At 68.7% G+C, this 17,912-nt stretch carries 15 protein-coding genes; 9 read left to right on the top strand and 6 right to left on the bottom strand.

The features are described from left to right. Window positions 1-131: 131 nt before the first annotated feature. Together ACYVLV_RS06125 and ACYVLV_RS06120 are read right to left on the bottom strand one after the other, a co-directional pair. Window positions 132-2,216 carry a molybdopterin oxidoreductase family protein gene (locus ACYVLV_RS06125; protein WP_460808499.1) on the bottom strand — a complete coding sequence of 695 codons (2,085 nt, stop codon included), beginning with the start codon at window positions 2,214-2,216 and terminating at the stop codon, window positions 132-134. Between the two features lie 78 nt (window positions 2,217-2,294). Then, window positions 2,295-3,788, bottom strand: coding sequence for an MFS transporter (locus ACYVLV_RS06120; RefSeq protein ID WP_460808497.1), 1,494 nt, complete (start codon window positions 3,786-3,788; stop codon window positions 2,295-2,297). 337 nt (window positions 3,789-4,125) lie between these two features. Between ACYVLV_RS06120 and ACYVLV_RS06115 the strand changes: the two genes are divergently transcribed. From ACYVLV_RS06115 to ACYVLV_RS06075, 9 genes are all read left to right on the top strand, one after another. Further along, a complete protein-coding gene (locus tag ACYVLV_RS06115; RefSeq protein WP_460808495.1) occupies window positions 4,126-5,247 on the top strand; it encodes a sensor histidine kinase in 1,122 nt (373 codons plus the stop codon). Continuing rightward, a complete protein-coding gene (locus ACYVLV_RS06110) occupies window positions 5,244-5,993 on the top strand; it encodes a LytR/AlgR family response regulator transcription factor (protein ID WP_460808493.1) in 750 nt (249 codons plus the stop codon). Before ACYVLV_RS06115 ends, ACYVLV_RS06110 begins: the two co-directional genes overlap by 4 nt. Window positions 5,994-6,011: 18 nt before the next feature. Continuing rightward, window positions 6,012-6,386, top strand: coding sequence for a hypothetical protein (locus ACYVLV_RS06105; protein WP_460808491.1), 375 nt, complete (start codon window positions 6,012-6,014; stop codon window positions 6,384-6,386). Next, window positions 6,383-7,930, top strand: coding sequence for a sodium/solute symporter (locus ACYVLV_RS06100; RefSeq protein WP_460808489.1), 1,548 nt, complete (start codon window positions 6,383-6,385; stop codon window positions 7,928-7,930). Before ACYVLV_RS06105 ends, ACYVLV_RS06100 begins: the two co-directional genes overlap by 4 nt. A 177-nt stretch (window positions 7,931-8,107) precedes the next feature. Beyond that, window positions 8,108-8,461 (top strand): DUF485 domain-containing protein, encoded by a 354-nt coding sequence (locus ACYVLV_RS06095; RefSeq protein WP_460808487.1) that lies wholly within the window; start codon window positions 8,108-8,110, stop codon window positions 8,459-8,461. A gap of 1 nt (window position 8,462) precedes the next feature. Continuing rightward, entirely contained in the window at window positions 8,463-10,058 is a 1,596-nt protein-coding gene (locus ACYVLV_RS06090) for a solute symporter family protein (protein ID WP_460808486.1), read from the top strand. Between the two features lie 192 nt (window positions 10,059-10,250). Further along, a complete protein-coding gene (gene acs / locus ACYVLV_RS06085) occupies window positions 10,251-12,239 on the top strand; it encodes an acetate--CoA ligase (RefSeq protein WP_460808485.1) in 1,989 nt (662 codons plus the stop codon). Between the two features lie 205 nt (window positions 12,240-12,444). Further along, a complete protein-coding gene (gene nhaA / locus ACYVLV_RS06080) occupies window positions 12,445-13,803 on the top strand; it encodes a Na+/H+ antiporter NhaA (protein WP_460808483.1) in 1,359 nt (452 codons plus the stop codon). A gap of 68 nt (window positions 13,804-13,871) precedes the next feature. Further along, window positions 13,872-14,291, top strand: a complete 420-nt coding sequence (locus tag ACYVLV_RS06075) for a phage holin family protein (RefSeq protein ID WP_460808482.1) — start codon at window positions 13,872-13,874, stop codon at window positions 14,289-14,291. Between the two features lie 365 nt (window positions 14,292-14,656). On the opposite strand, the gene ACYVLV_RS06070 is transcribed toward ACYVLV_RS06075, so the two are convergent. The 4 genes from ACYVLV_RS06070 to nth are packed head-to-tail and all read right to left on the bottom strand — an operon-like array spanning window position 14,657 to window position 17,830. Then, a complete protein-coding gene (locus ACYVLV_RS06070; protein WP_460808480.1) occupies window positions 14,657-15,832 on the bottom strand; it encodes a MarP family serine protease in 1,176 nt (391 codons plus the stop codon). After that, complete coding sequence (locus ACYVLV_RS06065; RefSeq protein WP_460808477.1) at window positions 15,829-16,584, bottom strand: NUDIX hydrolase; 756 nt, start codon at window positions 16,582-16,584, stop codon at window positions 15,829-15,831. Before ACYVLV_RS06065 ends, ACYVLV_RS06070 begins: the two co-directional genes overlap by 4 nt. After that, on the bottom strand, window positions 16,581-17,129 hold the full coding sequence (locus tag ACYVLV_RS06060) for a TlpA family protein disulfide reductase (RefSeq protein WP_460808474.1): 549 nt from the start codon (window positions 17,127-17,129) through the stop codon (window positions 16,581-16,583). The genes ACYVLV_RS06065 and ACYVLV_RS06060 overlap by 4 nt, the downstream gene beginning before the upstream one ends. Next, complete coding sequence (nth, locus tag ACYVLV_RS06055; protein ID WP_460808472.1) at window positions 17,126-17,830, bottom strand: endonuclease III; 705 nt, start codon at window positions 17,828-17,830, stop codon at window positions 17,126-17,128. The genes ACYVLV_RS06060 and nth overlap by 4 nt, the downstream gene beginning before the upstream one ends. Window positions 17,831-17,912: the final 82 nt, after the last annotated feature.

Raw genomic sequence — 17,912 nt, 5'->3', positions numbered from 1 at the left:
CACACGACCCGATCGGCCGAGGGCTGCACTGGCGACCTCCCTCGGGTTGTGTGCCTGAGCGCGGCCCCTGGGTCGGGATAAGGCACACGACCCGCCACCCGACAGCACAGGTGGAATCCAGATGTCCCGACTCATGCGCGCACCGCCGCGGCGCAGACCTTGAACTCCGGCATCCGACTGGCCGGGTCGAGGGCGTCGTTGGTGAGCCGGTTCGCGCCGACCCAGTGGAAGGGCACGAAGATCGTGTCGGGGCGGATCGTGTCCCTCACCCGCGCCGGCGCCTTCATCTCCCCCCGCCGGGTCGAGATGACGACCTGGGCCCCGTCGACGGCGCCGATCCGGTCGGCCAGGGTCGGGTGCAGCTCCACGAAGGGCCCCTCGTCGGGCAGGTCCCGGATCCGGCGGGTCTGGGCGCCGGACTGGTACTGCGCCAGCACCCGACCGGTCGTCAGGTGCACGGGATAGTCGTCGCACGGCGTCTCGGCCGGGCCGTGATGGTCGACCGACACGAAGCGCGCCCGCCCGTCCGGGGTGGCGAAGGAGTCGGTGAACATCCGCGGCGTTCCGGGATGCTCGGGGGTAGGGCAGGGCCAGAAGACCCCCTGCTCGCTGCGGATCCGGACGTAGTCGATGCCTGCGTAGTCCGCCTTCCCACCGGCCGAAGCCCGTCCGAGCTCGGCGAATATCTCTTCCGGGTCGGTGCCGAACGGGACCGGCGATTCGAGCCGTTCAGCCAGGCCTGAGAGCACATCGAGGTCGCTGCGCACGCCCTCCGGCGGGGCGACGGCCTGCTCCCGCAGGATCACCCGGCCCTCCAGATTGGTCATGGTCCCGGTCTCCTCGGAGAACTCGGTCACCGGAAGCACCACGTCGGCCATCGCTGCGGTTTCCGACATCACGAGGTCGGCGACGACGAGAAGATCCAGAGCGGCCAACCGCTCGGTGACGTGAACGGCGTTCGGGGCGGAGACGACGATGTTGCTGCCGAAGACCAACAGCCCGGACGCCCCATCGGGGGTCCCCAGCGAGGTCAGCAGTTCGTACGCCGAGCGCCCCTTCCCCGGGAGGCTTTCGGCCGGCACGCCCCAGACTCCGGCCACGTGGGCGCGCGCCTCGGGATCGTCGATCATCCGGTAGCCCGGCAACTGATCGGCTTTCTGTCCGTGCTCGCGACCGCCCTGGCCGTTGCCCTGCCCGGTCAGGCAGCCGTAGCCGGCGTACGGCGTCCCGGGGAGCCCCAGCGCCAACGCCACGTTGATCCATGCCGAGACGGTCGCCGTGCCCTGGGAGTGCTGCTCGGCCCCTCGGGCGGTCAGCACGATGGCCCTGCCCGAGCCGCCTCCCGGCGACGCCGCGGCGATCAGGGCGTCGGCCAGCGAGCCCAGCTCCTCGACGGATACTCCCGTGATCCGCTCGACGCGTTCGGGCCACCAGGCCGCCGCATCGCGTCGTACCGCGTCGAAGCCGGTGGTGCGGGCGGCGACGTACTCCTCGTCCACGGCGCCGGCCGCGATCAGCAGATGCAACACCCCCAACGCCAGCGGCAGGTCGGTCCCGGGCACCGGTTGGACGAAGAGGTCGGCCCGCTCGGCGGTGCTGGTCCGCCGCGGGTCGATCACGACCACGCGACCGCCGCGCTCCCGCAGCCGGTCGAGGTGGCGAGCGGCGGGAGGCATGGTCTCGGCCAGGTTCGACCCGACCAGGATCAGCAGGTCGGTCTGCTCGAGGTCGCTCAGTGGAAAGGGCAACCCCCTGTCGACTCCGAACGCCTGGTTACCGGCGGTCGCTGCCGAGGACATGCACCAGCGGCCGTTGTAGTCGATCTGGGAGGTGCCGAGCGCCACCCGGGCGAACTTGCCGAGCTGATAGGCCTTCTCGTTGGTCAACCCGCCTCCGCCGAAGACGGCGATCGAGTCGGCACCGCCCTGGACCTGCAGGTCTCGGACCCTTGCGGCGACCACGTCGAGCGCCTCGTCCCACGAGGCGGACCGCAGCTCACCGGTCTCCCGGTCGCGCAGCAGGGGCGTGGTCAACCGTTCCCGGTGCCCCCGCAGTCCACCGGCGCTCCATCCCTTGCGACACAGGGCCCCTTCGTTGACCGGGAACTCCGGCCACTCGCTGACCTCGAGCGCCTGGTTGCGCGCCCGTCCGGTGGGCGCGGTCAGGGTGAGCCCGCACTGCAACGAGCAGTAGGGGCAGTGCGTCTTGGTGGGCACGGTGTTCCGTTCTGGTGCTGAAGGGGGTGGGTCTCGACAGGCTCGACCAACGGCGGTGGTGGACGAGCCTGCCGAGGGTCAGACGCCGGCGTGGGTGTGCTCGGCGCCGGCGGTCCGTCGCAGGTAGACCGTCCAGCAGACGACGGCGCAGGCGACGTAGTAGAGCGTGAAGACCATGAAGGCGCCCTTGGTGGCCGAGAGCGGGTTGTCCACCCAGGGGGCCGCGAAGCCGAGGGGGATCAGGAAGCCGCCAAGAGCACCTGCCGCACCGACGACGCCGAGGGTCGCCGAGGCCTGCTTGGTCGACTCGACGATGGCGCGGGCTCGGCCCGGGGTTCCAGCCTCGGTGGTGCGCTCGACCTTGGCCCGCCAGATCGCGGGGATCATCTTGTACGCCGAGCCGTTGCCGATGCCGGTAGCGGCGAAGACACAGAGGAAGAAGCCCAAGAAGTAGGGGAACCAGGTTTTGTTGTCCAGGGCGATCGCGGGGTCGGCGGCCGGGTTCGGGGTGAGCTGGGTCAAGGTCCACAGCACGGCGAGGGTGAAGCCGATCATCGCGAGGAACGAGTAGAGCGTGATCCGGGCGCCGCCGTACTTGTCGGCCAGCCAGCCACCGAAGGGCCGAGTCGCGGAGCCGACGCCGGCCCCGAGGAAGGCGTAGTAGGCGAAGAAGATCCCGGTGCCCAGCGGGGCCGGCTCGGGGACCCAGAAGTTGAGCTTGATCAGCAACGGCATCGCTGCGGAGTAGCCGATGAACGAGCCGAAGGTGCCGATGTAGAGAAACGCCATGATCCAGGTGTGCGGCTCCCGGACGACCTGGAGTTGCTCGCGGGGCTTGGACTGCGCAGTGCCGAGATTGTCCATGAAGAAGTACGCCGCAGCGGTGGCGATGACCGCGAGGCCGGCGTACACCCAGGCGGCGCGCTCGAGGTTGATGCCGCCTTCGCTGGCCTTGACCAGACCGAAGATCCCGGCGCCACCGACCATGACGGGCAGCAGCAGCTGGATGATCGAGACGCCCAGGTTGCCGCCGGCCGCGTTGAGGCCGAGAGCGGCACCCTTCTTGGCCGCCGGGTAGAAGAAGTTGATGTTGGCCATCGAGGAGGCGAAGTTGCCGCCACCGAAGCCGGCCGACGCGGCGATCAGGCAGAACACCCAGTACGGCGTGTCCGGGTTCTGCACCACGACCGCGAAACTCAGGGTCGGAATGAGCAGCATCGCCGCACTGATCATCGTCCAGTTGCGGCCACCGAACTTGGGGACGGCGAAGGTGTAGGGCAACCGGAGCAGGGCTCCGACCAGGTTCGGTATCGCCACCAGCAAGAAGAGTTGCTGCGGGGAGAAGGAGAAGCCGCTGGCGACGAGGAACGCCGCGCTGACGCTCCAGATCAGCCAGACCGAGAAGCCGAGGTGTTCGGCGAAGATCGACCAGATCAGGTTGCGGCGAGCGACCTGCTTCCCGCCGTTCTCCCAGAAGTCGGGGTCCTCGGGACGCCAGTCCTCGATCCAGCGGCCGGTGCGACGCCGGGGTGGGGCAAGAGGTTCGACCGGTGGTTGGCTGGTCAGGGTCATCGTCGTTTCTCCAGTGTTCACAGGGCGCTGGGCCCGAGACGGGGACTTGCTGGTGGGGATGACAGCCATGGAAGCGCTCCGAGGTTTCCGGGTTGTGTCACTTCTGGGAACGAGGGAATCAACTTGTCCTCACGACCTCACAGGCCTCACACCCTCACGACCACCCTCCACCGCCATATGACTCCGGTTTCCCCGCGAGTCGGCGCTAATTGACTCTGGAAGCGGCCCGAGTCGGCGCTAGTTGCGTCAACACGCGCCGACTCGGCGTGGACTCGACCTCTCCGCCGTTCCCGCTCGGCAGGTCGTGCCCGGGTGATCGGTGAGGCACGATGACCCCATGGCGCGCATGTGGCGGCGGACACACCTCGGGACCGATGCGGACCGAGCGACCTTCCGCGCCCTGCACAGCGCGTCCCTGGCCTCGCCCGCACTGCGTGAAGGTCTGAACACCGAGAGCGCCGAGCGTTCGGTGCGGCACCTGCGCAACCTGCTCGGCGTCACCTCGTTGGCCCTCACCGACACCGTGACGGCGCTCGCCTGGGATGGTCCCTACGACCACCATCGCCAGCACGTGCCTGCATTGGTGACCCGCACCCTGGACCGCGGCGCCACCCACAGCTTCGGTCGGGGCGACGTGGCCTGTGGCCGGTCGGGATGTCCGATCCGAGCGGTCGTGGTCAGTCCGCTCGTGGTGGAGGAACGCGTCGTCGGCACGGTCCAGGCGTTCGCACCGCAGCCCACCGCAGGCCTGGCTCGCGCCACCGACGAGGTGGCCGGCTGGGTCTCGGGCCAACTCGAACTCGCCGAACTCGACGCCTCGCGCAACCGGCTGATGGAGGCGGAGGTCCGGGCCCTGCGCGCCCAGATCAGCCCCCACTTCATCTACAACTCCCTCGGTGCGATCGCCAGCTTCGTACGCACCGATCCCGACCGCGCCCGTGAGCTGTTGTTGGAGTTCGCCGATTTCACCCGCTACTCCTTCCGCCGCCACGGCGACTACACGACCCTGGCGGAGGAGTTGAAGTCGATCGAGCGCTACCTCCTGCTGGAGAAGGCCCGCTTCGGTGACCGCCTCGACATCACCCTGAGCATCGCGCCCGAGGTGCTGCCGGTGGCGGTGCCCTTCCTGTGCATCCAGCCGTTGGTGGAGAACGCCGTACGCCACGGGCTCGAGCGGCGCTCCGACGACGGCGCCGGGCACATCCGCATCATCGCCCGCGACCGTGGCCAGGAGTGCGTGATCGAGGTCGAGGACGACGGGGCCGGCGAGGACCCGGAGAAGGTACGCCGCGCCCTGGCCGGGGACTCCGCCGTGGACTCCGTCGGGCTGGGCAATGTCGACGCCCGGTTGCGCACGACGTACGGCGACGACTACGGCCTGGTCGTCGAGACCGCCCCCGGAGCCGGCACCAAAGTCACCGTCCGGGTGCCCAAGTTCGCCACCGGGGTGAGCGCGTGAACGCCGCCTCCCCCGACGCCACCGGGTTGCGGCTGCTGGTGGTCGACGACGAGCGCCCCGCCCTCGACGAGCTCGCCTATCTGCTGCGGCGTGACGATCGGGTCGCCGAGGTGCTGACGTGCGACTCGGCCACGCAGGGGTTGCGCATTCTGCGGGAGGAGGACGTCGATGGGGTCTTCCTCGACGTCTCGATGCCCGGCCTGGACGGCCTCGAACTCGCGGCGATCCTCGGCCGCTTCCGCCGACCTCCGCCGATCGTTTTCGTCACCGCCCACGAGTCCCACGCGGTGGAGGCCTTCGAGTTGCAGGCCCTCGACTACGTCCTCAAGCCGGTCCGCCCCGAGCGTCTCGCCGAGGCGGTACGCCGCGTGATCGAGGGCGCCGAACGCCCCGCCGAACCCGCTCAGGAGACCCAGATCGCGGTCGAGCGTGGCGGTGTCACCCGCTTCATCGACCGTGCCGACGTGACCCACATCGAGGCGCAGGGGGATTACGCGCGTCTCCACACCGCCACCGACTCCCACCTGGTCCGGGTGTCCCTGGCGAGCCTGGAGGACCAGTGGGGTCCGGCGGGATTCGTGCGCATCCACCGGTCCTCCCTGGTGGCCCTCGCCCACGTCGCAGAGGTCCGGGTCGAGGACGGGCGCTGTCGGGTGGTCGTGGGCACCGATCCGCCCGCCGAACTCGCCGTGAGCCGCCGACACACCCGCGCGCTGCGCGACCTGTTGATCCGGAACGGGTCGTGAGTGGCTCGTGAGTGGCTCGTGAGTGAGAACAGACCGGCCCGCGTGCGGGTCACCGGACCGGCCCGCCGCAGCGCCGTGCCCCGGTCCCGCGTCGGCGACATCGACGACGAGACCCCGCTGGGCGACCTCTACCTGGGGGCGCTTCTGCGCGAGCAACTCCTGCTGGCCCTGCGCATCATCGCGGGGCTGGCCCTGACGGTCGGCGTGATGCCACTGCTGTTCCACCTGGCGCCCGGACTGGCCGATGTACGCCTGCTGGGGGTGCCGCTGGTCTGGCTGGTGCTCGGGGTGCTGGTCTACCCCTGGTTGGTGTTCCTGGGCTGGCGGTACGTCCGCCGGGCCGAACGCAACGACGCCGACTTCACCGACCTGGTGGGCGAGCTCGAACGGTGAACGTCTCGACCATCCCGGGCTTCGTGGCCGTCGTGGCCGTCACCCTGGCGACCCTCGCCATCGGCACCTGGGGGCTGCGCCTGTCGCGTACGACGAGCGACTTCTTCGTCGCCTCCCGGTCGGTGCGCCCGGCCCTGAACGCCTCGGCGATCGGTGGGGAGTACCTCTCGGCCGCCTCGTTCCTCGGGGTGGCCAGCCTGGTTCTCACCTTCGGGGCTCAGATGCTGTGGTACCCGATCGGGTGGACCGCCGGCTATCTCATGCTGCTGGTCCTCATCGCGGCCCCGCTGCGTCGGTCGGGGGCCTACACCCTGCCCGACTTCGCCGAGGCCCGACTCGGATCGCGGCGCGTGCGCGCCGCCTGCTCGACGCTCGTGGTCGCGATCGCCTGGCTCTACATGATGCCGCAGTTCCAGGGGGCGGGACTGACCCTGACCGCAGCCCTCGACGCCCCGCTGTGGGTCGGCCCGGTGACCGTGGGGGCGATCGTGCTGGTCAGCGTGGCCTCGGGCGGCATGCGCAGCATCACCTTCGTCCAGGCCTTCCAGTACTGGCTGAAGCTCACCGCCCTCCTCCTGCCCCTGATGGTGCTGCTGATCGCGATCCAGGGCGACGCCACCGTCGCCTCGACGGTGGACCTCGACAGCCTCAGCGCGGTCGACGGGGACTCTTGGTCGCTCCCGTTGGGCGATCTCGGCGGCCGGAGCCTCTACACGACGTACTCCCTGATCGCCGCCACGGTGCTGGGCACCATGGGTCTTCCCCATGTGGTGGTCCGCTTCTACACCAACCCCGACGGGCGCGCGGCCCGCCGCACCACCCTGGTCGTGTTGGCGCTGCTCGGCGCGTTCTACGTCCTGCCGCCGGTGTACGCCGTCCTGGGCCGGATGTACGGCGCCGACCCCGGCCGGTCCGACACCCTGGTGCTCGATCTGCCTCGCCTGATGCTGCCAGGCCTGGGCGGCGAACTCCTGACCGGACTGGTCACCGCGGGCGCGTTCGCGGCGTTCCTGTCGACCTCCTCCGGGCTGGCCATCGCCGTCGCCGGCGTCCTGACCCAGGACGTCACCGGTCGACCTTGGGGTCGGCAGAACCAACACCGACTCTCCGGACCCACCGCGTTCCGCGTGGGCGCGCTGATCGCGGTGGCGGTGCCACTGGTGGTCTCTCTTGCCACCCCGGACCTGTCGGTCGCCCGTGCGGTGGGTCTCGCCTTCGCCGTCTCCGCCTCCACCTTCTGCCCGCTGCTGGTGCTCGGCATCTGGTGGCGCCGACTCACCGGCGTCGGCGCCGTGGCGGGGCTGGCCGTCGGGGGGATCGGTTCGGGTGCGGGGGTCGTCTACTCCCTGATGACCCGGGACGGACCCGAACCCAGCACGTGGACCGCTGCGCTGCTCGCGCAACCGGCCGCCTGGTCGATCCCGCTCGCCTTCGGCGTGATGATCGGTGTCTCGCTGCTCACCCAGCACCTCGTGCCCCCACACGCGCGCCGCTTCATGGTGCGTCTGCACACTCCCGAAGCGGTCAAGCTCAACCGAGGCTGACGCTCGCGCCTCCCCACACCGCCGGTCGCCCTCGACCGTTCACCGGCCGGGATCGACCGCTTACCGACGCGCGTTGTCCGCTGACCGATTCGTCGTACCTCACCTCTGTCGTCGTGACGTGGGCCACTCCTAATGTGACCGGCGTCCCACCGGGACCCTCGACGAAAGGCGACGACGATGTCCAGCACCACACCTCCCGAGCACGAACAGGCGGCGCGGCACGATCCCGTGTACGACGCCCTGTCGCAAGACCCCGAGTTCATCGAACTGCGCCGCCGCTACCGGAGCTTCGTCATCCCGGTGACGGTCGGCTTCCTGGCCTGGTTCCTGCTGTACGTCGTCATGTCGAACTGGGCCGGCGGCTTCATGGGCCACAAGCTCTTCGGCAACATCAACGTCGCCCTGGTCTTCGGTCTGCTCCAGTTCGCGAGCACCTTCGCCATCGCCTACGTCTACAGCCGCTACTCCACCAGTCGGCTCGACCCCCTGGGTCACTCCCTCAACGAGCAGTACGAGAAGGGCAAGCGCTGATATGAACACCCAAGTCCTCACCACCGTCCTGTTCCTCTCGGTGGTCGCGCTGACCATCGGCATCACCGTGAAGGCCAGCCGTTCGACCTCCGGCACCGCCGACTACTTCGCCGGCGGGCGCGGCTTCTCGCCGCTGCAGAACGGACTGGCCATCGGCGGCGACTACATGTCCGCCGCCTCGTTCCTCGGGATCTCCGGGATCATCGCGCTCTCCGGGTACGACGGCTTCCTCTACTCGATCGGCTTCCTGGTCGCGTGGCTGGTCGCGCTCCTGCTGGTCGCCGAGATGCTGCGTAACTCCGGCCGGTTCACGATGGCCGACCAACTCGCCTTCCGGATGAACCGCACCCCGGTCCGGATGGCCGCTGCCACCTCCACCGTGGTGGTCTCGATCTTCTACCTGCTCGCCCAGATGGTGGGCGCCGGCGTACTGGTCGCGCTCCTGCTCGGGGTCGACAGCCAGGCGGTGAAGAACATCGTGATCCTGGGGGTCGGCGTACTGATGATCTTCTACGTCACCGTCGGCGGCATGAAGGGCACGACGTACGTCCAGATCGTCAAGGCGATCCTGTTGATGACCGGTTCGGCCCTGATCGTGTTCCTGGTCCTGTTGCAGTTCAACTTCAACCTCTCCGACCTGCTCGGTGCCGCAGCCGACAACAGCGGCAAGGGTCAGGCCTTCCTCGAACCCGGTCTGAAGTACGGCGCCGACCTGACCAGCAAGCTCGACTTCGTCAGCCTGGGCCTGGCTCTCGTGCTCGGCACCGCCGGCCTGCCGCACATCCTGATCCGCTTCTACACAGTTCCGACCGCGGCGGACGCCCGCAAGTCGGTGCTGTGGGCCATCGGCCTGATCGGCGTCTTCTACCTCTTCACGCTGGTCCTCGGCTTCGGTGCCGCGGCCCTGCTGGACACCTCCACGCTCGATGCCTCCGGAAACCTGGCGGCACCCCGACTCGCCGAGGAAGTCGGCGGCGGTGCCGGATCCACCGGTGGCGCGATCCTGCTGGCCCTCATCGCGGCGGTCGCCTTCGCGACCATCCTCGCCGTGGTGGCCGGCCTGACCCTCACCTCGTCGGCCTCGGTGGCCCACGACGTCTACAACAACGTGTTCCGCAAGGGCGAGGCCACCGAGGCCGAGGAGATCAAGGTGACCCGGATCGCCGCGGGTGGCATCGGACTGGTGGCGATCCTGCTGGCCATCCCCGCCCAAAGCCTCAACATCGCCTTCCTGGTGGCGTTGGCCTTCGCGGTGGCCGCCTCGGCGAACCTGCCGACGATCGTGCTGAACATCTTCTGGCGTCGGTTCAACACCCGCGGGGCCCTGTTCAGCATCTACGGCGGGCTGATCTCCGCGGTCGGCCTGGTCGTCTTCTCCCCGACCATGTCGGGCTCGGAGACCGCGCTGATCTCGGGGGCCGACTTCGCCTGGTTCCCGCTGGCCAACCCCGGCATCGTGTCGATCCCGCTGGGCTTCCTGCTGGGCATCATCGGCACCCTGACCCGTCGCGAACCGGCTGCCGAGGACCGGTTCACCGAGCTCGAGGTACGGGCCCTGACCGGCGCCGGCTCCGAGAAGGCGGTCGTCAACCACTGATCCAGCTCCATCTCCACCCCATCCCCCTCACCAGTCGCCGAGTCGGCGCAACTTGACGCGCAGAAGGCGCCGAGTCGGCGCTAAGCGTGCAACTAGCGCCGACTCGGCGACCGACCTGCGGCCAACCGTGGTTACGGTGAGATCGAGACCACACCCCAGACCTGCCCGTACGAAGGCCGAGGAGACAAAGCCATGAGCGACGACACCCTGTCCAACCTCCTCAAGGAGGACCGCCGGTTCGAGCCACCCGCCGAACTGGCCGCCAACGCCAACCTCACCGAGGAGGCCTACGCCCGTGCGGAGCAGGACCGGGAGGGTTTCTGGGCCGAGCAGGCCGAACGCCTGACCTGGGACACCCGTTGGGACCGCGTCCTCGACTGGGACAACCCGCCCTTCGCCAAGTGGTACGTCGGCGGGAAGCTCAATGCGGCGTACAACTGCGTCGACCGGCACGTCGAGGCCGGCCGTGGGGACAAGGTGGCGTTGCACTTCGTGGGTGAGCCGATCGACGACAAGCGCGACATCACCTACGCCCAGTTGAAGGACGAGGTCTCCCAGGCCGCCAACGCCCTGATCGACCTGGGCGTCAAGACCGGTGACCGGATCGCGATCTACATGCCGATGATCCCCGAGGCGATCGTGGCGATGCTGGCCTGCGCCCGGTTGGGTGCTCCCCACACGGTGGTCTTCGGCGGCTTCTCCTCCGACGCCCTGGCCACCCGTCTGGTCGACTGCCAGGCCGAGGTCGTGATCACCGCGGACGGCGGCTACCGCCGCGGTTCGGCCTCCGCCCTCAAGCCGGCCGTCGACGAGGCCCGCGGCAAGGCCGAGGAGCAGGGGCACACCGTCCGCAACGTGCTCGTCGTACGCCGCACCGGGCAGGACCTGCCCGAAGACTCCTGGACCGACGGGGTCGACGTCTGGTGGCACGACGCCGTGGGCGGTGCCTCCACCGAGCACACCCCGGAGGCCTTCGACGCCGAGCACCCGCTCTACGTCATGTACACCTCCGGCACGACCGGGAAGCCCAAGGGCATCCTGCACACCACCGGTGGCTACTTGGTCGGGGCGGCGTACACGCACTGGGCGGTCTTCGACCTGAAGCCGGAGACGGATGTGTACTGGTGCACCGCCGACATCGGCTGGGTGACCGGCCACTCCTACATCGTCTACGGACCGCTGGCCAACGGCGTGACCCAGGTGCTCTACGAAGGGACCCCCGACTCCCCCGAGCGCGGGCGCTGGTGGGACATCGTGGAGGAGCACAAGGTGTCGCTCTTCTACACCGCCCCCACCGCGATCCGGTCGTTCATGAAGCAGGGACGCGAGATCCCCGACCAGCGCGACCTCTCCTCCCTGCGCCTGCTGGGGTCGGTCGGTGAGCCGATCAACCCGGAGGCCTACGTCTGGTACCGCCACGTCATCGGCGCAGACCGCACCCCCGTGGTCGACACCTGGTGGCAGACCGAAACCGGGATGATCATGATCAGCCCGTTGCCCGGGGTCACCCACGGCAAGCCCGGCTCCGCCATGATCCCGCTGCCCGGGGTCGCGGCCGCGGTCGTGAACGAGGAGGGTGAACGGGTCGAGAACGGCTCCGGTGGCTACCTGGTGCTCACCGAGCCGTGGCCGGCGATGTTGCGCACCATCTGGGGCGACGACGAGCGGTACCAGGACACCTACTGGTCACGCTTCCGCAAGGAGGGCTTCTACTTCGCCGGCGACGGCGCGAAGCTCGACAGCGACGGCGACCTGTGGGTGCTCGGCCGCGTCGATGACGTCATGAACATCTCGGGACACCGCCTGTCGACCACCGAGATCGAGTCCGCCCTGGTCTCGCACCCCAAGGTGGCCGAGGCCGCCGTGGTGGGGGCCAAGGACGAGGACACCGGCCAGGCCGTGTGCGCCTTCGTGATCCTGCGCGACAACGCCGGCGACGGCGGCGAGTCGATCGTGGAGGACCTGCGCAACCACGTCCGCACCCAGATCGGCCCCATCGCCAAGCCCCGGCAGATCATGATCGTGGCCGAACTGCCCAAGACCCGCTCGGGAAAGATCATGCGTCGCCTCCTGCGGGACGTGGCCGAACACCGCGAGGTCGGCGACGTCAGCACCCTGGCCGACTCTTCTGTGATGGACCTCATCTCGAAGGGTGCCGAGTCCGGCAAGGGCGAGGACTGAGCGTTCCGGCGGACGGGTCCCCGGTACGCCGGGGACTCCGTCGGAGTACGCCGCGTGAGGGGGTTCATCCACAGCTCACCCCCACACGTGGGCCGATCCTGACCCGGGTCGGTATCGTGGAGTCCGGTGAGCCGGGAAGTCTGGTCGGCACAGAGTCGTGCATGCCCCGATCGCCACCCATCGACGAGCCACCGAGGATCACCACGTGACCGATCACCAACCCGAGCAACAATCCGGAACCCGTCTTTTCGGGCGGGGGTCGTTCACCGAGAACTCCCGGATCGCGGAGATCCTGCGCGCCGAGACCACCGGCGGGATCCTGCTGATCATCGGCGCGGCCATCGCGCTGGTTTGGGCCAACCTCCCCGTCGCGGACGCCTATTTCGCCCTGCGTGACTACAAGATCGGACCGGAACTCTTCGGCTTCGATCTCAACCTCAGCCTGGGCACCTGGGCCGCCGATGGGCTCCTGGCCATCTTCTTCTTCGTGGCCGGACTGGAGCTCAAGCGTGAGTTCGTGGCCGGCGACCTGCGTGACCGACGACGAGCCGCACTGCCCATCGCCGCCGCAGTCGGCGGGATGGCCGCACCGGCCCTCGTGTTCACGATCATCAACCTCGGCACCGACACCCTGAAGGGTTGGGCCATTCCGACGGCCACCGACATCGCCTTCGCAGTCGCGGTGCTCGCCGTCATCAGCTCCCACCTGCCCTCGGGGCTGCGCACCTTCCTGCTGACCCTGGCCGTGGTCGACGACCTGCTGGCCATCACGATCATCGCGATCTTCTACACCGACTCCCTCGAGCCGCTCTATCTGTTGGCCGCACTCGTGCCGATCGGTGCGTTCGCCTACGTCGTTCAGAAGCGCCTGGTTCTCCCCTGGCTCCTGATTCCTCTGGCGCTCGTCGCCTGGGTCCTGGTCCACGAGTCCGGGGTGCACGCCACCGTCGCGGGTGTGGTCCTGGGCTTCACGGTCCCGGTCATCCGCAGCCAGGCCGCCGGCGGCCCCGAGGCCGGACCGGGCATGGCCGAGTACTTCGAACACGCCGTCCGCCCCCTGTCCGCCGGTTTCGCCGTCCCCGTCTTCGCGTTCTTCGCGGCGGGCGTGGCGGTCGGAGGCTTCAGCGGGCTGGGTGACTCGCTGTCCAGCAAGGTCGCGATCGGCATCGTCGCCGGTCTGGTCATCGGCAAGGTGGTCGGGATCGCAGGCTCGACCTGGGTGCTGCACCGATTCACCAGCGCTCAGCTGGACGACGAGCTCTCGTGGTGGGACGTCATCGGTATGTCGATGCTCGCCGGCATCGGTTTTACCGTCTCGCTGCTGATCGGCGAGTTGGCCTTCGGGACCGGCGAGACCGACGACCAGGTCAAGGTCGGAGTCCTCGTCGGCTCCCTGATCTCGGCGCTGCTCGCGACCGTCATCCTGCGCGCCCGCAACCGTGTCTACAAGCGCCTGACCTACGCCGAGACGCTCGACGTGAACCAGGACGGCGTACCCGATGTGTACGAGCAGCACTGGGACACCGGTTCGGGCGACGACGCCTCCGGAACCAGCAATGGGTAAGGTTCCCCACTAGCGGCGCCCCTGCGGCGTCGGACCATCGCCAGATCGACGACGCGAGGAACGACTACATGGCAACCGAGAAGACCGCGCTGAACGGGGCCGAGGAGCCCACGATCGGCCGACTCGTCAACGACGCCACCCAGGATCTTTCGTCCTTGATCCGCAAGGAGATCGCGCTCGCCAAGAGCGAGCTGAAGGTCAGCATCGGTTTCGGTGCCGTCGGAGCGGGATTGTTCGCCGCCGCGGCATTCCTGGCGGTCCTGGCCGTCATCATGTTCTCGGTGGCCATCGCCTACTTCATCAACTGGAACGGCTCCGGCCTCGCGCTGCACTGGGCGTTCCTGATCGTCTTCGGCTTCTACCTCCTCCTCGCCGGCCTGTGCGTGTTCGTCGGCATCAAGAAGGTCAAGAAGGTGGGCCCTCCGAAGAAGGCCATCGCCCAGGGCAAAGAGATCCCCAAGGCCCTCAAGGGCCAGCGCACGCCCTGACAACAGCCCATCGAGCCGCCGCCCGGGATTCCTGGTGCGGCGGCTTCTTTGTGCGCTGCGACGGTCACCGCCGGGTCCCCATGCAAAAGGTCCCAGAGAAAAGGTCCCCGAAATGCAGAAGGACCCGCTATCCGCATCCCCCGACGCGTCAAGCAGGTCAACTTCTGTTCTGGAGCCAGGATCTTGATCCCCCCGGATCTTCCTCCGACTCTTTGTCAGCCCTATCCCCCCGGATCTGGCTGACTGATGTAACTGTAGGGGGCCGCTTGCCACGCCCTCAGAACCAAACGTTAACGACTTATCCACGAATTAGTAACAAACCGGGTCGCTCCTCCACCGACCCTCCCCACCTCCGCCGTGTCCGATCAGGTGGCGCAGTTGCCCGTCGAGACGGGGTCGGTGTTCTGCCGGCCGAAGGTGGCGCTGTCCGCAACCTGGTCCGCGGTCAGGGCGTAGCCGGTGTCCTGGTCGGTGACCGAGGCCGCGAAGACCACTCCGACCACGTCCCCACCGGAGGACACGATCGGCCCACCGGAGTTGCCGGGACGCACGAGACCTCGGACCGAGAAGACCTCCCGGATCACCGCTCCGTTGCCGTAGATGTTCGGCGAGCGTAGTTTCTGCTCCGAACGGATACGACCGGGCTGGACGTCGTACGGTCCGTCGAGGGGGTAACCCAGGATCGCCACCCCGTCGCTGGCCTCGGCGCTGAGGTCGAACTGAAGGGGCTCCACGGAAGGGGTCGACACGGCCAGGACCGCGACGTCCAGGTCTGGGTTGTAGTAGACGACCTTGGCCGGCTCGCTCGAGCCGCCGATCAGAACCTCCGGATCGTTGATCCCGGCCACCACGTGGGCGTTGGTCATCAGGCGGTCCTGGGCGTAGACGAAGCCAGTGCCCTCGACGCCGCGGCCGCAAGCGTTGGTGCCGCGGATCTTGAGAACCCGCGTTTGGGCGTTGACGACATCCGGGTCCGTCAGCAGGCGTTGGGGGCCAGGACCGACCTCCACGATGCGTTCGGGGGCGAACGGCTCGAGGTACTGCGGGAAAAAGCCGGTGCCGACCACCGAGTTGAAGGCACCCAGGGTGCGGGTGGCGGCCTGGGGCAGGGCGGTGTCGACCTTGGCCAGCACCGCGGAGCCGCGGACCAGGGGCGTGATCGCGCCGATCCGCGATCCCGAGATGGCCACACCGAGGGCCCAGGCCACGATCAGCACCGCCACCGCACTCAGCGCGGCACCACCGACCGCGTCGACGGCCCGAGCGGGCTGCCAGGTGATCTTGTCGCGGATCCGGGCGCCGGCGTACTGCAGCGTGGCCTGGCCCAGGGACGCCGCCAGGATCACGATGAACAGGGCGCCCAGGGACACCGTCAGAGACGGGTCGGAGCCCCCGAGGACCACCGGGGCGAGCCAGACCCCGAACAGCCCGCCCGCCAACAGGCCGGTGGTGGCGAAGGCGCCGGTGACGAACCCCTGCCAATAGCCGGAGAGTGCGTAGGCAAGGACCAGGACCACCAGGATCCAGTCGAGAACATTCACCTGGCAGGGCCCCGTTCGATGAAGTCGGTGTTGGCCTGCACGTTGAGGCTGGTGGGCTGCCCGACCAGCATGTGCTCGGGAAGATCGTGGTGGGGCAGGTCCGGCAGTTCACCGGTCCAACCGAGGAAGTCGAAGAGCCGCGAGATGATGCCGGCGGTGAAGCCCCAGAGAATGACGTCCTTCTCGTCGCCGATCAGGAATCCTGGCCCCACCCATCCGCTGGGGTGGCGTACGGCGATCCGCAGGCTCGGGTCGGTCAGCTCGGAGATCGGCACACGATAGACCGCGTGCACCTCGTCGGGGGAGACCACCGAGACCGGGCAGGGCGTGCGCCAGTAGGCCAGCAGGGGGGTGACCGCAAAGTTGCTCGGGGGCAGCCACAGCTCGGGCAGCTCCGCGAAGACGTCGACCCCGGTGGCCTGAAGTCCGGTCTCCTCCTCAGCCTCCCGCAACGCGGCCTGCCGAGGGGTCTCGCCGGGATCGATCGTCCCGCCCGGGAACGACACCTGGCCGGGATGGGACCGCATGTGGTGGGCGCGTTCGGTGAGCAGCAGGTCGGGTCCGTGCTCGCCCTCCCCGAAGAGCATCAGCACGGCACCGCGGCGTGGGTCAGAGTCCTCCGGGGGCATGAAACGGGTCAGCTCGTGCACGGTGATCGAGCGGGCCCCCGCCTCCACGGGCCGCAGCCATTCGGGCAACTCGCCGGCGGCGTCGCCGCTCTGGTCCCGACCGTGGGTGGCTGGGGCGTTCATAGCGTGACTCCCAGGTGCTCTTCGACCAGTCCGACGAGTTGCTCGACGCTGGTGATCTCGGCGTACTGCATGTTGGTGACGGTGCCCTCGGCGTCCACGAAGGCCAGGAAGGGCAGGCCGCGGGTGGCCGGGAAGGGCGGGGCAGCGTCCAGGTCACCACGCGAGTCGTCCAGGAGTCGGTAGGTCACCCCGGTCTTCTCGACGAGGCTCTCCGCGGCACCACGGTTGGGGTCCTTGTGGTCGATCCCGATCAGCTCGACCTCGGCGCCGTACTGGTTGTGGAAGTCCTCGAGGATCGGCATTTCCGCTTCGCAGGGTCCGCACCAGGAGGCGAAGAGGTTGACCACCAGGGGTCCGGTGAGTGTCGACAGGTCGGTCTGCGGGCCTGCGTCGGGGGTGTCGAAGTCATTCAAGGACACCTCGGGCAGCGTGGTTATCTCCGGCCCGCTGGTGCTGCTGGCACTGCTGCACCCGGCCAGGGCGAGGCTCAGGGCCAGGGCTGCGACGACCCGGCGTCGAACAGACAGCGTCCTCGGGTGTCTCATGCGGGGCCCTCGGTCTTGACCAGCATCGCGGCGGCGACCGGGTCGATCGGCCCCTCACCGTAGGAAGGGCACCAGTGGGCGACCGGGCATGCGCCGCAGGCCGGCTTCTTGGCGTGACACACGCGCCTGCCGTGCCACACAAGGTGGTGGCTGAGCATGGTCCAATCATGCTTGGGGAACAGTGCTCCGATGGCGTGCTCGACCTTCACGGGATCGGTCTCGTCGGTCCACCCCAAACGTCGGGCGAGGCGGCCGAAGTGGGTGTCGACGGTGATGCCGGGGACGTCGAAGGCGTTCCCGAGGACGACGTTGGCGGTCTTGCGGCCGACGCCGGGAAGCTTGACGAGGTCCTCGAGTCGACCCGGCACCTGGCCCTCGTGGTCGGCCAACAGCGCGGCGCTGAGCTTCAGCACGCTCTCGGTCTTGGCCCGGAAGAAACCCAACGGCCCGAGGATGGTCTCGAGGTCCTCGCGTTGGGCGGCGGCCATCGCCACAGGGTCGGGGTACGCCGCGAACAGCGTGGGGCGGACCTTGTTGACCCGCTTGTCGGTCGTCTGCGCACTGAGCACGGTCACCACGAGCAACTGGAACGCATCGTCGAAGTCGAGCTCGCAGTGGGCGTCCGGGTAGGTCTCGGCGAGCATCCGATTCGTCTTGCGAGCGCGGCGTACCAGCCCTGTCTGAGTCTCGTCGGCAAGCACGAGAGCAGCCTACGGGTCGCCTCCGACAAACGTCGGGTGTCCACTGGAGTAGACCCGGCATTGTCCTGTGACCCATGCCACT

Source organism: Nocardioides salsibiostraticola, assembly GCF_054783655.1.
This window is presented reverse-complemented; position numbering and strand designations above follow the sequence as displayed.